12 protein-coding genes are annotated in these 13,911 nt (G+C 34.1%); 6 read left to right on the top strand and 6 right to left on the bottom strand.

From position 1 onward, the window contains the following. Positions 1-59 precede the first annotated feature (59 nt). Positions 60-1,181 (bottom strand): glycosyltransferase, encoded by a 1,122-nt coding sequence (locus AC07XU_RS08230; protein WP_494943161.1) that lies wholly within the window; start codon positions 1,179-1,181, stop codon positions 60-62. A 78-nt stretch (positions 1,182-1,259) separates the two neighbouring features. Continuing rightward, entirely contained in the window at positions 1,260-1,940 is a 681-nt protein-coding gene (locus AC07XU_RS08225) for a hypothetical protein (RefSeq protein ID WP_494943160.1), read from the bottom strand. Between the two features lie 126 nt (positions 1,941-2,066). On the opposite strand from AC07XU_RS08225, the gene tgt reads away from it, so the two are divergent. From tgt to AC07XU_RS08195, 6 genes are all read left to right on the top strand, one after another. Further along, on the top strand, positions 2,067-3,197 hold the full coding sequence (gene tgt / locus AC07XU_RS08220) for a tRNA guanosine(34) transglycosylase Tgt (RefSeq protein WP_494943159.1): 1,131 nt from the start codon (positions 2,067-2,069) through the stop codon (positions 3,195-3,197). Then, positions 3,198-4,301, top strand: coding sequence for an LptF/LptG family permease (locus AC07XU_RS08215; RefSeq protein WP_494943158.1), 1,104 nt, complete (start codon positions 3,198-3,200; stop codon positions 4,299-4,301). Next, the gene (locus AC07XU_RS08210) at positions 4,301-5,206 is read left to right on the top strand and encodes a DMT family transporter (protein ID WP_494943157.1); all 906 of its coding nucleotides are present in this window, start codon (positions 4,301-4,303) and stop codon (positions 5,204-5,206) included. Before AC07XU_RS08215 ends, AC07XU_RS08210 begins: the two co-directional genes overlap by 1 nt. A 327-nt stretch (positions 5,207-5,533) precedes the next feature. Then, positions 5,534-5,776: a hypothetical protein gene (locus tag AC07XU_RS08205; RefSeq protein ID WP_494943156.1), complete on the top strand. Its 243-nt coding sequence runs from the start codon at positions 5,534-5,536 to the stop codon at positions 5,774-5,776. Between the two features lie 916 nt (positions 5,777-6,692). Then, positions 6,693-9,500 (top strand): TolB family protein, encoded by a 2,808-nt coding sequence (locus AC07XU_RS08200; protein WP_494943155.1) that lies wholly within the window; start codon positions 6,693-6,695, stop codon positions 9,498-9,500. A gap of 36 nt (positions 9,501-9,536) precedes the next feature. Then, entirely contained in the window at positions 9,537-9,824 is a 288-nt protein-coding gene (locus tag AC07XU_RS08195; RefSeq protein ID WP_494943154.1) for a hypothetical protein, read from the top strand. Positions 9,825-10,603: 779 nt separating this feature from the next. Here AC07XU_RS08195 and AC07XU_RS08190 read toward each other — a convergent pair. The 4 genes from AC07XU_RS08190 to AC07XU_RS08175 all read right to left on the bottom strand — a co-directional run bounded on the left by AC07XU_RS08190 (position 10,604) and on the right by AC07XU_RS08175 (position 13,857). Further along, positions 10,604-11,770 (bottom strand): O-succinylhomoserine sulfhydrylase, encoded by a 1,167-nt coding sequence (locus tag AC07XU_RS08190; protein ID WP_494943153.1) that lies wholly within the window; start codon positions 11,768-11,770, stop codon positions 10,604-10,606. 83 nt (positions 11,771-11,853) lie between these two features. Continuing rightward, positions 11,854-12,270, bottom strand: a complete 417-nt coding sequence (locus AC07XU_RS08185) for an OsmC family protein (protein WP_494943152.1) — start codon at positions 12,268-12,270, stop codon at positions 11,854-11,856. A gap of 83 nt (positions 12,271-12,353) precedes the next feature. Further along, positions 12,354-13,157, bottom strand: coding sequence for a 4-(cytidine 5'-diphospho)-2-C-methyl-D-erythritol kinase (ispE, locus tag AC07XU_RS08180; RefSeq protein WP_494943151.1), 804 nt, complete (start codon positions 13,155-13,157; stop codon positions 12,354-12,356). Positions 13,158-13,266: 109 nt separating this feature from the next. After that, positions 13,267-13,857, bottom strand: a complete 591-nt coding sequence (locus AC07XU_RS08175; protein WP_494943150.1) for a DUF1287 domain-containing protein — start codon at positions 13,855-13,857, stop codon at positions 13,267-13,269. Positions 13,858-13,911 lie beyond the last annotated feature (54 nt).

Genomic DNA, 13,911 nt, shown 5'->3' with positions numbered 1-13,911 from the left:
AAATCAATCGTAATTTGTAAATCCCTGTCTGTGGCAGTCAGGTAAAATTGTAAACTCGGCTATTTCCAAGCAACTTTTTTTACAAATATAGATAGAATACCGTTAAGCAGTAAAAAAACAACAAGAATAACATCTAAAATAGGGAACCAAAACCTCAGCTCACCATAGCTTAAGCGTTTTAACAATTTAGGATAGACGAAACTTCTAATTAAAATACTCAGACTAAATATGCCTAATGCGATATATAAGGTTGTAGGGAAAAATAATAAAATTACGCCTAAAACGTAGAATGCAAATTGCATAATTACCTGTATTGATAATATAAATCTATGCTTTGGCTTATACATTTTCCCTGCACCATAATGCCTCTTCTTTTGTCGTAAATAAGTAAACAAGGAAGGTTTCGGCTCACTCCATACTTGAGAGTCAGGATGAATTCTAATTTCTGTATTTCTTTGATTTGCACTTGCATTTACAAATAAATCATCATCACCCGATGGGATATGCATGTGCGCCGCAAAGCCTTTATTCCTAAAAAATAACGATTTTTTATAAGCCATATTTCTTCCAACACCCATGTATGGCATACCTTTTAATGCAAAAGAAAGATAATTTACCGCGGTAAAAAATGTTTCGAACCTAATTAAAACATTAATAAAACTTCGTTTTTTAAAATATGGAGAATATCCTAATAAAATTTCCGTATCAGGATTTGTGGTCTGTTGCATTTCGCTTAGCCAATTTTCAGATGCTGGTTCGCAATCTGCATCGGTAAAAACCAACCACTCATTGCTGGCTGCTTTGATACCCATTGTTACAGCAAATTTTTTACCTGCAATAAACTTATCTCCATCGGCAACCGTTACCACTTTCAATTGAGGGTAGTTTTTTTCAAATTCTTTTAAAATATCTGCCGTTCCATCCCATGAGCGGTCGTTAACCACAATAACCTCAAAATTTGGATAGTTTTGGTGAAGTATATTTGGTAAAAATCGCTGTAAATTATCAGCTTCATTTCTTGCACAAATAATAACACTTAATGCTTGTTTCTGGCTATCAACAACTTGATTAATTTTAACGCTTGCCAATTTTAAGTGTACAAACAAACTAAAGTACAATTGCACCAACAAACAAAAAATTAATCCGCTAAGTAAGCAAATCTCTAATATATTAAATTCCACTCTATAGTTTTAAAAGCTGCAAATCTCTCATTTTTAATCTGTAATGCTGCTTTATGTTGATAAATAGATTGAATTTTATTATTTAAGTGAAACCTTGCCTATATCAGGAATGCCAGCTAGAGCAATAGTTTTTGCCAATTGTTGTTTGTGCAAAGGTAAAATCCTTCCAGAGTTTTTAATCTGTAGGGCAATCATGCTGTGATTATACATAAATCCCAAAATCCAATCACGTTTATCCGCTTCAGATAATTTGGCTATTTGATTTCTGACATTACTTTTTGCCATATTGCCTCTTATCGCATTGCGTAATTTAACTACTTTTTGCTTATCAGCTTTACTTTGATGATACATCTCCCAATTCCAAGCAATCCCAATAGCCAGTAAATCTGAGATATTGCTTGTTTTTAATCCGTAAGCTTTCGCATGCTCACTAAAATGATGCATTGTTCTGGTACTTGTTAGAAAACTTCTTAATTTCCCTTTGTCTGTATTCTTATTTTTATTTAGTAATGAATTGAAAATTTTCTCTTCAAAACCTCTGTAATGACTAAAACCTAAATACAGATAATCTGCTTTATCAGCCTTAGAAACACCATTAGCATTGTTAAAAACATTACTCATCACACTCTGACTAAGCGCATTTTGTCCGTAACCCATGCCCAAATCGGCTGTCGCACCAGGATCCCATTGTGCCAATATCGATTGTGATGTCAGTAAAATAAAAATAAAAGCGCTAATAATTAATTTGATTTTTCGCATTTAAATGAATGTTATGTTTCGAGCTTACTAATAACGTTAATGCTTTAATTATTGTTTAAAATTCGCTATCAAAGTTCATAAACAGTAGCTGTAGAGTGTGTTTTATTTGCTACTTTTGCAACCTATATGAAATTTAATTTACAGGCAAACGACCCACTTTCTAAAGCCAGAGCTGGAACAATTACTACAGCACATGGCGATATTCAAACCCCAATTTTTATGCCTGTTGGCACTGCCGGAACCGTAAAAGCAGTACATCAAAAAGAATTAAAAGAAGATATTAAAGCCCAAATTATACTTGGAAATACCTATCACTTATACCTTAGACCAGGCTTAGATATTTTAGAACCTGCTGGCGGCCTACATAAATTTATTGGTTGGGATAAGCCAATTTTAACAGATAGTGGGGGTTATCAGGTATACTCATTAAGTAAAGTTCGTAAAATTAAAGAAGAGGGCGTTACCTTTCGCTCACATATTGATGGTTCAAAACATTTGTTTACGCCAGAATATGCAATGGATATACAAAGAACCATTGGTGCAGATATTATTATGGCATTTGATGAGTGCACACCCTACCCATGCGATTATAAATATGCTGCCAACTCAATTAACATGACACACCGTTGGCTAAAGAGATGTTGCCATCGTTTTGATACTACAGAACCCAAATATGGTTTCGATCAAACATTGTTTCCTATCGTGCAAGGTTCGGTATATAAAGATTTAAGAGTCAAATCTGCAGAATTTATTGCTTCTATGGATCGTGAAGGCAATGCCATTGGTGGTTTATCGGTTGGCGAGCCTGCCGAAGAAATGTACGGAATGACAGAAGTGGTTTGTAACATTTTACCGGCGGACAAGCCTCGTTATTTAATGGGCGTTGGAACACCAGTAAATATTTTAGAGAATATTGCGTTAGGTGTAGATATGTTTGATTGCGTTATGCCTACCAGAAATGCCCGAAACGGAATGTTATTTACCCGAAAAGGGATGATCAACATCACGAATAAAAAATGGGCCAATGATTTTTCTCCAATAGATGCAGATAGCGATTTACACGCCGATCAAGTATATTCTAAAGCATATTTGAGACATTTAATGCACTCTAGAGAAATGCTTGGTGCCCAAATAGCAACTTTGCATAACCTCCACTTTTACCTTTGGTTGGTAAATGAGGCTAGGAAAAAAATTATTTCAGGAGAATTTTATGCTTGGAAAAACAAAATGGTAACCATTTTAGGAACAAAATTATAAATGAAAGCAATAAAACAGCGTACAAAAATCATAGATAGTTTTATCATAGGTAAATACCTAGGTACCTTTATTTATACGCTTGTTTTGTTCGTTGTTATTATTGTCATCTTCGATTTATCTGAAAAATTAGATGATTTTTTGGAGGCAGATTTAAGTATTTGGCAAGTAGTTACACAGTACTACGCTGGTTCTATTCCTTTTTACGTAAATATGCTATCCCCACTAATTAATTTTATTGCTGTTATATTTTTTACGGCAAAAATGGCCGATCAGACAGAAATTGTGCCCATTTTAAGTGGTGGAGTTAGTTTCAATCGATTTTTACGCCCCTATTTTATCTCGGCTTCTATCATTTTCACTGTTAATCTTGCCTCTAACCTTTACGTTTTACCTTATACCAATAGAATTAAAAATAAGTTCGAAAACGAGGTTGTGCACAAGAATGATCCTTTCACAAAGGCAAACATTCACATGAAGATTGATAGTAACACCTATATTTACATCGAAAGTTTTGATAATAAAACAAACATTGGCTATCGCTTTTCATTAGATAAATTTAAAGGCGACAACATTAAGAAAAAATTAGTTGCTGATCAAATCGCATGGGATTCGCTGAAACGAGTGTGGAAACTAACTAATTACTCGGCCCGAAACATTGATGGATTTAAAGAAACAATGGTTTACGGCATTAGTGCCCAAAAAGATACCGTTTTAGATATGCGCCCCGATGATTTTTCGGCTTATCAAAACGTTTTCGAAAGCATGAGCAATGGTGAGTTATCAGAAAAAATACAAAAAGAAAAAATCAGAGGTTCAGGTATTATGAGCGATCTGCTTTTTGAACAGTACAAACGTTGGTTTCAACCTTTTTCTGCCTTTGTACTTACATTAATTGGTGTAGCATTATCATCTCGAAAGGTTAGAGGTGGTGTTGGTTTACCCCTAGGAATAGGAATTATCTTAAGTTTTGCCTACATCGTATTTAATCAGTTTGCAAAAATGTTCTCTACAAAAGGTGGTTTCCCTCCACTATTAGCCGTACTGTTACCTACCATATTTTTTGGTTTACTAGGTTTATATTTATTAAGACGAGCACCTAAATAATGGATACCACAATTGCTAACAAGCCAAAGCAAAACACCAATAGAAATTTAATAATTTTACATGCTACCGTATTTATTTGGGGTTTTACCGGTATTTTAGGCGATCTTATATCCATCAACGCTGTGCAAATGGTGTGGTATAGGGTTTTAATTGCTAGCATAAGCTTATTTGCCTATTTTATGCTCAGCAAAACCAACATCAAAGTAACAAGAAATCAATTTTTTAAATTCTTCTTAACTGGCGGTATTGTAGCCATACATTGGATCTTTTTCTTTCATTCCATAAAAGTAGCCAATGTATCCGTAGGCTTAATTTGCTTATCATCAGTAACCTTATTTACAGCAATTATAGAGCCTTTAGCTAAAAAACAAACTATTTCTAAAGGAGATATTTTTATTGGTTTGGTAATCATTTTAGGTATTTATCTCATCTTTAAATTCGAGTCTCAATATACAACAGGTATTATTTTTGGCTTATTGGCTGCTTTGGCAGCAAGCACTTTCTCTACCATAAATTCAAAATTTGTTCAGAAAACCGACCCTAGTATTATTGGTTTTTATGAGATTTCTGGAGCCTTTTTTTGGATCACTTTGTATCGTTTTTTTGATCAAAGTATACAAACAGAAACGTTCAATTTAAGTGGTGCAGACTGGTTCTATTTGTTCATTTTGGGCACTATTTGTACAGCTTTAGCTTATGTTGCGGGTGTTGGTGTTATGCGAACTTTATCAGCATTTAAAGTGGCATTGGTAACCAATTTAGAGCCTGTTTATGGCATACTTTTAGCCCTTATTTTATTTGGCAATAAAGAAAAAATGACTGCTGGATTTTACATCGGATCGCTCTTAATACTGGCCGCAGTATTCATCTATCCTATCTACAAAAAGCGCAAAAACAAAGCTTAATTATTCTCTTTACATCCTAAATATTTAAAGATAATCGGCAAGCGTATTATTATTTTTTTAAGCGCAAAGGCAGCGCATTTAATCATAAACAGTCCTTTGTTCCGCTTATACGCCTGCCTGTCGGCAGTGTAATTTTTCAATATTTCGGTAACAGTTTTTTAACTTTCTGCAATAATAAAGGTTATGATCATGCATGCCCCCCCTTTGAAGGGGGCAATGGTAGTTCCTAAACAATCTTTTGATATTTAGTCTGTTTATAATCCATAAGTATAGTGGCCTTTAAAAATAAAATGGGCAGATTTTTCAGTAAAACACTACATGCAGTTCTTGGCTAATTTAGCCCTGCTTTTCGCTCCTGCCGATGAAAAATCGGCATCCACTTCAATCAGGTTTATATTACAAAGTTGCTGGTTCTTTGGGCAGTTTGCAACCCCTCATAGCAGCATAAAACTGCATAAACCAAACGGGAGAAATGAAAATACTTCTGTCAATGCTGAGCTTGTCGAAGCACAAAAGATTACCTGCCTGCAGGGCATCGCTGCACCAGGGGCTATAAACATACAGCAGTAGCTATCAAATAACACCTATCTCAATCCAAAATAAGCTTTAATTATGCATTATAAATTTTCTATTTAGCCGTAATTTAATAACTTATAAACGTATTTAATCAATCAAATAAAAGAGTATTTCGGCTACTAATTACAGCACACCAAATCTCAAATAGCACCATTTTGTACTAGAAAATTAGCATCTATACACCAAATAATATGCGCTAATACCTCAAATTAAACGTCCAGATTAACTATATAAACCATCTTAAATTCATCAAAAATTTCAAGTCAAGTACAGTTTAAAACCGGCGATTTATGTCTGCAAAAACTAGATTCAAATTAAAAATCACACCCAAATATTGGAGTTTAACAGTATAAAAAAAAGCATAAAAACACCATTTTTTTCAAACCCTCATGGGGTAGGGGACAAGTAAATTAGAGCTTAAAATTGAATGACAAAAGAGCTCAAATATCAATACAAAACTTACCAAAACACAGGTGAAAAAAGATCAAAAAATCGACTTTCTAAAGCCTGATTTTACATCACTAAAACGCCCTAAAATTGGATAAAAATTGATTTAAAAAAGCGCTTTAAAACGGCATAAATAATATTTAAAATAAGCAAAACTAATGTGGTAATTTTCAACACAAATGGTAAACATTTTAAAATTGTGAAGAAAAATTTTGCCTTAAATATGATAGAATAAGTGTATATTAACTCCGTTATTTTACCACAATCTAAATCAAAGTATAATACTGATAAGCTAAGCTAAATGAGCTTAAAAAAACATATAAAAAACAATTTTAAACAGATAACATTAATATAATTAAATAATTCTTTATCAGTTATTTATAAGTTTATATTTAAAGTATAAATTAATAAAAATAAACATTCCTAACCTCTAAAAAACTAAATAAATTAGCAAACAAGAAATATGAATTTTATTACATCACATATAAATCTGAAAATCAGAATTTTAGCATTATTAACATTAAGCTTTATTTCAATACCTAGTTTTTCACAAATTTTTGATAGCGAACAAAATCCACTTAGTGTAAAATGGAGGCAAATTCAAACTAGCGGTTTCAAAATCATCTATCCTACCGAATTAGAAAATGAAGCTCAAAGAATGGCAAATACACTTGGTAAAATTTATCCATCGGTTGCTAACAGTTTAAGCCTACAAAAAACTGCCATTCCAATCGTTTTACAAAACCGCGGAACCATATCAAATGGGTTCGTTCAATTGGCTCCAAAAAAGTCTCAATTTTATACCACTCCTCCGCAGCAATTCGATAGTCAAGACTGGCTAAATAATTTGGCTGTTCATGAACTTAGACACGTTGCTCAATTTGATAAAATTACTGGAGCTAAGGCCAAGCCTTTTCCAGAAGAAATTTATTTTGCCTACTTAGGAGCCGCAGTACCTTTATGGTTTTTTGAAGGAGACGCGGTAAGCATCGAAACTTCTTTGACGAATGCGGGTCGAGGCAGGCAGCCTTCATGGATCATGCCTTTCAGAACTTCACTCTTAAACGGCAAAAATTTTTCTTACTCTAAAAATTATTTCGGATCAAACAAAGACCTCACCGCTGGTTATTATCAACTCGGTTATTTAATAGTTTCTAAGTTGCGAAAAGAATTTGGCAATGGAATAGCCGATAGTCTTTTGAGCGATATCAAAAAAAGACCAATCAGACTTTATCCATTCTCAAGCAGTTTAAAAAAGTATACCGGCAAAAGCACTAAAAAATATTATGAAAAAACTATTTCAGATTTAAAAGACCAATGGCAAAAACAAGCTGAAAAAACAAGAAGTGAAAATTACATTTCTTTAAATCGCCCTGCGAAATTTGCCAGCAATTATTTTTTACCAACAGAAATTAAAAAAGGCCAAATTTTAGCCCTTAAACAGACCAAAAGTGAAACACCGGGCTTTGTATTGGTTAATGAAGATAAAAGCGAAGATAAGCTCTTTAAAATAGCTTATCAGGAGCAACCTTGGTTTAGTTATGGCAACGGAATTTTAGTTTGGGACGAGATTAGATTTGACGCACGTTATAAACAACGTAGTTACAGCGTTATTTGCACTTATAATTTCGCCACAAAAGAAAAAAAGCAATTGACTTTTAAAACTAGGCTCTTCTCTCCTTCCATTTCCGCCAACGGCGAAAAAATCGTTGCAGTGCAAATCGATTTGAGCAACCGATCAAATTTAGTTATGGTAAATCCCCAAAGTGGAGAAATATTAGAAACCTTGCCTAATTCTGAAAATTCAATTCTTCAAATGCCATCGCTAAATTTTGATGGTTCGAAAATTACTTACATCAGTGTGAGCGAAAAAGGAAAATCACTTTGGTTAAGCAAAAATGGTGTAGATGAAAAAATTATACCAGAAACCAATCAGCAATTGAGCAGGCCGATATTTTTAAAAGATAAAATCGCATTTAACGCCCATCTAAGCGGCGTTGACAATATTTATGAAGTAGATGTCGAAAATAAAAAGATAACGGCTCTTACTTCAGCAAAATTCGGCGGCTTTAATACTAGCTTAAGTAATGACGGCACCTCGATTTTATTTAACAATTTTACGCAAACAGGCTACGATATTGCCAAAACAGAAATTGCTGATCGACCAATAAGTGAAAATCATTTTGTGTATTTTGCAGAAGATGCTGAGCGACAAGAACAATCAGGAAATGTGTTTGATGACATTCCTAAAGAAAAGTTTGAAACCAAAAAATATAGTCCACTCGCCCACTCATTTAACTTTCATAGCATTAGTCCAACAGTAGATGAAAATGATCGAATTGGCTTACAACTAAAGTCAAATGATCTTTTAAACACATTCGACTTTTTTACCGGAATTAACTACCACAGCGATTTGCGGAGAATTGAATACAATGCCGGATTTTCTTACAAATCGCTATACCCTGTTTTTAGCGCTGTTTTAAGAAATAGACCAAGGTTAGGCTTTTACAGACTAAATAATTTGGTAAATGAAGCCAATTGGCGAGAAAATTTCATCGACCTAAAAGCAAGTTTACCCTTAAGCATTAACGCCTACAATCATAACTATAGTTTTTTAGCTGAAGTTGGAACAAGTTATACCCAAAGATATTTTGAGGCGAAAGAAGCAGCGTTGTTCCGAAAAAATATAAATTTCCCGATGAGTTATGGCGTTGGATTTAGCCACAGCATTAGAACTGCGGAGCGAGATGTTGCGCCTCGTTGGGCGCAGACGATTAGATTTAGTTATTTCAATCAGCCATTTGACCAAAACTTAACTGGAGATTTGATGGCTTTTGAAAGTTTGTTTTATTTTCCTGGCTTTGTAAAAAACCATTCTTTTACAACTAGTTTCAATTACCAGAAATCAAGCGGCTCATTAAGTTTAAACAATGAAATTACTACTGTATTTGGGTATGGACAAATTAATGCAAGAAGTGAATTACAAAACACTTTACTTTTCAACTATCGTTTTCCGATTGCGTTTCCTGATGCCGAAATTGGCTCTTTGGCCTACATCAGAAATTTTAGAGGAGGATTATTTAGTCATTATGAGAACATTGGTAATGAAACTAATTTGAGCCAACCTAAAACTTTTGGCTTAGAATTGCGTAGTAGTGTAAACTTATTGCGCTACCAACCTGTTGTTGACTTAGGAGCGAGATTAATTTTTGTAAATAAAATATATAACCAAAACCCTATCTTAGAATTCACATTTAATTACAGTTTTTAAACCTAAACTCCCACAATGGAGTGAAAATAAAGAGAAATGAAAGCGAAAACCATATTTATCATAGTTGTAACAGCCCTACTTACCACATTTTTAATCATCAATAACGATGCTGTAGATTTTGATTTTTTAATTGGAGCTCCTGTTCCTGTTTCTAAGTTACTGGTAATAGGCATCTGTATCTTCATCGGTTTTATTCTAGGTTTTTTGGTGGGCAGACCACGTAAAACCGTTACCAGTTTGGATACCGAGATTGAAAAGAACTACACCGTAAATACAGAGAAAAGATCACCGCTTAGCGATGAGGACAGAGATTATATTAGTTAATTCCTTAAATTAAAAATTTAAATCATCGTACGAGTAAATTTTACAGGTAAACAATTCCTGTAATTCTTTTGCTAATTCAGTCCCGCTATTCATTCCAAACTTTTTTCTAAAAGCCTTCGGCAAAAAAGGTTTTCCATTGCTATCGGGTTAAGAACAAAAAAATTGTGCTGCTTTTATCGTCAGAAAGCATGATGCATAAAACAAGCGATTCAAAGATTGAAACCACATTAAATTTAACCAAGATTTGTAAAAATGGCTCAGTGTTGTGTTTACCCGCCTAATCACAAAATCTTTCTTAAACTGATAAATTTATCAAGTAAACTTAGGTTTTAGCAAGATATTAAGAACACGCAGTGCTTATTTTACATAGGGATTTGATACTATTAGGTATGCTCCTAGCAAATGCCAAGAACCAATATCTTTTGTTAACTAAACCTTATTGAAACGAGCACGTAGTGGTAACCCTTGCGGTTACCCGAAGTAAAGTGTAAAGAAGGGCTAAAAAACCGATGAAACGCTGACATTCATTTTCAAAACAAAAAAGGCTGTAACAGAATTGATTTTAAAGATCGAAAGACACAATAATATTTTGTGCGGTCGTCATTCCCGTGAAAACGGGAATCGTAAAGCTATAAGAGGTTAATCATCACCCCACATTAAGCGCATTACGATGCCCAGTCAAGCTGAGCATGACGAAACTACCAAATTTAATTCTTTTTAACTTTTTGAATTTTTAATTCTGATAAAGCCTTTTTTTAAATGTTGCTTACTCAAAACTGCTAATTATTCAGCGCTTGCTCAATATCTTTCAAAATATCATCAATATGCTCTAAACCGATAGACAAACGGATAGAACCTTGTTCTATGCCCACAATATTACGTTCTTCTTCAGTTAATTTACTGTGCGTACTTGTTGCAGGGTGTGTAGCAATTGATCTTGTATCAGCCAAATTTGCAGAGATAGAGAACATTTTTAGGCCATCCATAAATTTACGAGCGCCTTCTACACCACCATCAACCACAATGGTTACAATTCCTCCACCCTGTTTCATTTGCTTTTTAGCAATCTCATATTGAGGATGTGATTTTAAGAATGGATATTTCACCAATTTAATTTTGGGATGCTTTTCTAAATATTCGGCAACTTTTAAGGCATTTTCACTGTGGCGATCCATACGTACTGCTAAAGTTTCTAAACTTTTTGATAAAACCCATGCATTAAAGGGCGATAATGATGGTCCGCTATGGCGTGCGAAATTCATCACCTCTGTAATTAAAGCTTTACTCCCTAAAATTACACCACCTAAAACGCGGCCTTGCCCATCAATATATTTTGTTGCCGAGTGGATTGAAATATGTGCACCTAATTTAAGAGGTTGTTGCAAATAAGGGGTGGCAAAGCAATTATCAACCACTAAAAGTTGATTGTGTTTTTTTGCCAAGCTGCCTAAAAATGCTAAATCGATAATATCAATACCCGGGTTTGATGGCGTTTCTACGAAAATCATCTTCGTATTCGGCTTTATTAATGCTTCCCACTCTTGTGGCTTGTCTAAATCGGCATAATCAAATGTTACGCCCCATTTAGAAAAAACATTAGTTAACAACTGATGGGTAGATCCGAACACTGAACGACTTGACACAATATGGTCGCCACTTTTTAAGAACGCACCAAATGTGGTAAAAATAGATGCCATGCCAGTTGCCGTAGCAAAACCATCTTCTGCACCTTCTAATAAACACATCTTCTCTATAAACTCTGATGTATTTGGATTTGAATAACGGCTATAAACATTACCGTCTTTCTCATTTGCAAATAGGGCACGCATCTCCTCGGCATCATCAAACTTATAGCTTGATGTTAAATAAATTGGTGATGAATGCTCTTTGTGCAAGCTTCTTTCTGTTTGGGTACGGATGGCTATGGTTTCGAAATTTTCGGACATTTTATTTGAGTATCTAGATTTTAGTATCAAGTATCAAGAGAGGAAAATGAGCACAAGCATTAAATCTTGATACTCGATTCTTACTACTTGCTACTAATAGTATATGAAAAATTAATTGTTGCAGAGCGACTTAAAATATTAGAAACAGAACAGTATTTATCAAAGGTCATTTGCAAGGCTCGCTCTACTTTTTGTACACTCAAATTTCCTGTTAAGTTAAATTGAATATTAATTTCTTCGAAAATTGCTGGTTCTGCATTCACTCGGCTTGCCTTAATATTAATCTTAATATCAGTTAAGTCTTCTTTTTGTTTAGTAAGAATGTTCACCATGTCAATACCGCTACAACCTCCTAAACCAACCAAGAGCATTTCCATAGGCCTAAAACCTTTACCTTCGCCACCAATGGTTGGGTTTGCATCTAGCTCAACGGTAAAACCGTTTTCATTTTGAGCTTCAAAATTAAATTTCCCGCTTTTGCGGATAAGGTTGATTTCCATTTTTTTGCCCCATCATCATGCTGAACTCACTTCAGCATCATTTTTAAACAGATCCTAAAATAAATTCAGAATGACGAGTATTGTTATATATTGTAAAAAACTAAATTATCTTTTTCTAAATCAGTTAGTTTCACTTCTTTTTCAAAAATAGCAAAAACTGATGATCCGCTCCCACTCATTAAGGCAAATTTAGCTCCTGATTGATAAAGCTTTGTTTTAATTTCGTCAATTTGCGGATATTTTTCGAAAACAGAAGGCTCAAAATCGTTTAAAATATGAGCTTGCCAACCTTGTAATGGCAAATGTATCAAATCTTTTAGAGAAGTTGAAGGCTGTTTTACCTTTACTTTGCTGTAGGCCTGAGCTGTAGATACATGAACAGGTGGTTTTACCAAAACTAAATAGTAGTTCGATAAATCAAGATGAAGATCTTCAAACTCATCGCCTTTGGCAAATGCGTAAGTCGGTTTATTTTTAATAAAAAACGCACAATCTGCACCTAATGGCCTAACATATGCTTCCATTTGTTCATCACTTAATCCCAAATTAAACTTCTGATTAACCAATTTAACCAAAAAAGCTGCGTCTGAGCTACCTCCGCCTAAACCTGCACCAACCGGAATATTTTTTAACAAAATGATATGTTGATGAGGTAAATTAAAATCAGCTTGTAATATTTTAAAAGCTTTTAAACAGATATTATCAATCGCATCGCCAGGAATATTTATCCCTTTTGTTACCATCGATGTTTCATTGGCATCAATTAACTCAACTACATCATGTATCTTGATCGGATAAAAAACCGTTTGCAAATTGTGGTAACCATCTGCTCGTTTTTCAGTAAGGAACAGACCTAAATTTATTTTAGCGTTTGCAAAAGTTAACATCTTTTGAGTTTAGATTATTTATTGACGATTTTAGATTGTCAAAGATACGAAGAAAGTAGAATCTTTAAAGACACTTCGAAATCGTAAATCTAAAATCGTAAATCGTAAATCAGGATAACCGATAAGTATAATGACCAATAATTTTCCAATCAAAAAGTACATCCTCTATTACTTGTCCTGCGCCAATGTTATGCACAACTAAATATCGTTTGCCATCGGGCGATTTTTTATTTACTACTAAACCAATGTGTGAAATACCACCACTTAAATTCCAGCAAACAATGTCACCTGGCTTGTAATCCGCTGCATTTTTCGTCATCTGTTTTACAGTACCTTTTCGTTTAAAGAAAACCATTAAATTATAAACTCTCCTGTGGTCAATATTTCTATCGGTTGTTTTTCTGCCCCAATTTTTTGGATATAACTTAAAATTTGGTTTCATATCTTCATGCACTTCTTTTTGCAAATCGATGTTAAAAGCATTTCGATAAGCTCTAATCACTACATCAGTACAAACACCTTTCCCGGCAGGCACATCGCCATTTGGATAAGGAATACTGAAGTAAGCAGGGTCATAAACCACTTTCAGTTTGGTTAATGCAATTGCAGCATCAGACAATTTTAAGGCTTTTGGTGATTGTCCAAAACTCAGAATAGTTAAGAATAACAATAAGCAGAGTACGACAAGCTTTTTATGCATATTTAGTTTTAATAATCAAGTGAATTTTACTTAAATGATATCCTTTTTTATATT

The sequence above is a fragment of the Pedobacter sp. GW456-11-11-14-TSB4 genome (genome assembly GCF_059424425.1).
Note: the sequence above shows the minus strand (reverse complement) of the source record. Positions and strands in the feature narration are given on the sequence as shown.

Excerpts from the sequence above, each read along its gene's own strand:
- AC07XU_RS08225 (WP_494943160.1), bottom strand. The coding sequence starts at position 1,940 with ATGCGAAAAATCAAATTAATTATTAGCGCTTTTATTTTTATTTTACTG.
- tgt (WP_494943159.1), top strand. The coding sequence starts at position 2,067 with ATGAAATTTAATTTACAGGCAAACGACCCACTTTCTAAAGCCAGAGCT.
- AC07XU_RS08215 (WP_494943158.1), top strand. The coding sequence starts at position 3,198 with ATGAAAGCAATAAAACAGCGTACAAAAATCATAGATAGTTTTATCATA.
- AC07XU_RS08210 (WP_494943157.1), top strand. The coding sequence starts at position 4,301 with ATGGATACCACAATTGCTAACAAGCCAAAGCAAAACACCAATAGAAAT.
- AC07XU_RS08200 (WP_494943155.1), top strand. The coding sequence starts at position 6,693 with ATGAATTTTATTACATCACATATAAATCTGAAAATCAGAATTTTAGCA.
- AC07XU_RS08195 (WP_494943154.1), top strand. The coding sequence starts at position 9,537 with ATGAAAGCGAAAACCATATTTATCATAGTTGTAACAGCCCTACTTACC.
- AC07XU_RS08190 (WP_494943153.1), bottom strand. The coding sequence starts at position 11,770 with ATGTCCGAAAATTTCGAAACCATAGCCATCCGTACCCAAACAGAAAGA.
- AC07XU_RS08185 (WP_494943152.1), bottom strand. The coding sequence starts at position 12,270 with ATGGAAATCAACCTTATCCGCAAAAGCGGGAAATTTAATTTTGAAGCT.
- ispE (WP_494943151.1), bottom strand. The coding sequence starts at position 13,157 with ATGTTAACTTTTGCAAACGCTAAAATAAATTTAGGTCTGTTCCTTACT.
- AC07XU_RS08175 (WP_494943150.1), bottom strand. The coding sequence starts at position 13,857 with ATGCATAAAAAGCTTGTCGTACTCTGCTTATTGTTATTCTTAACTATT.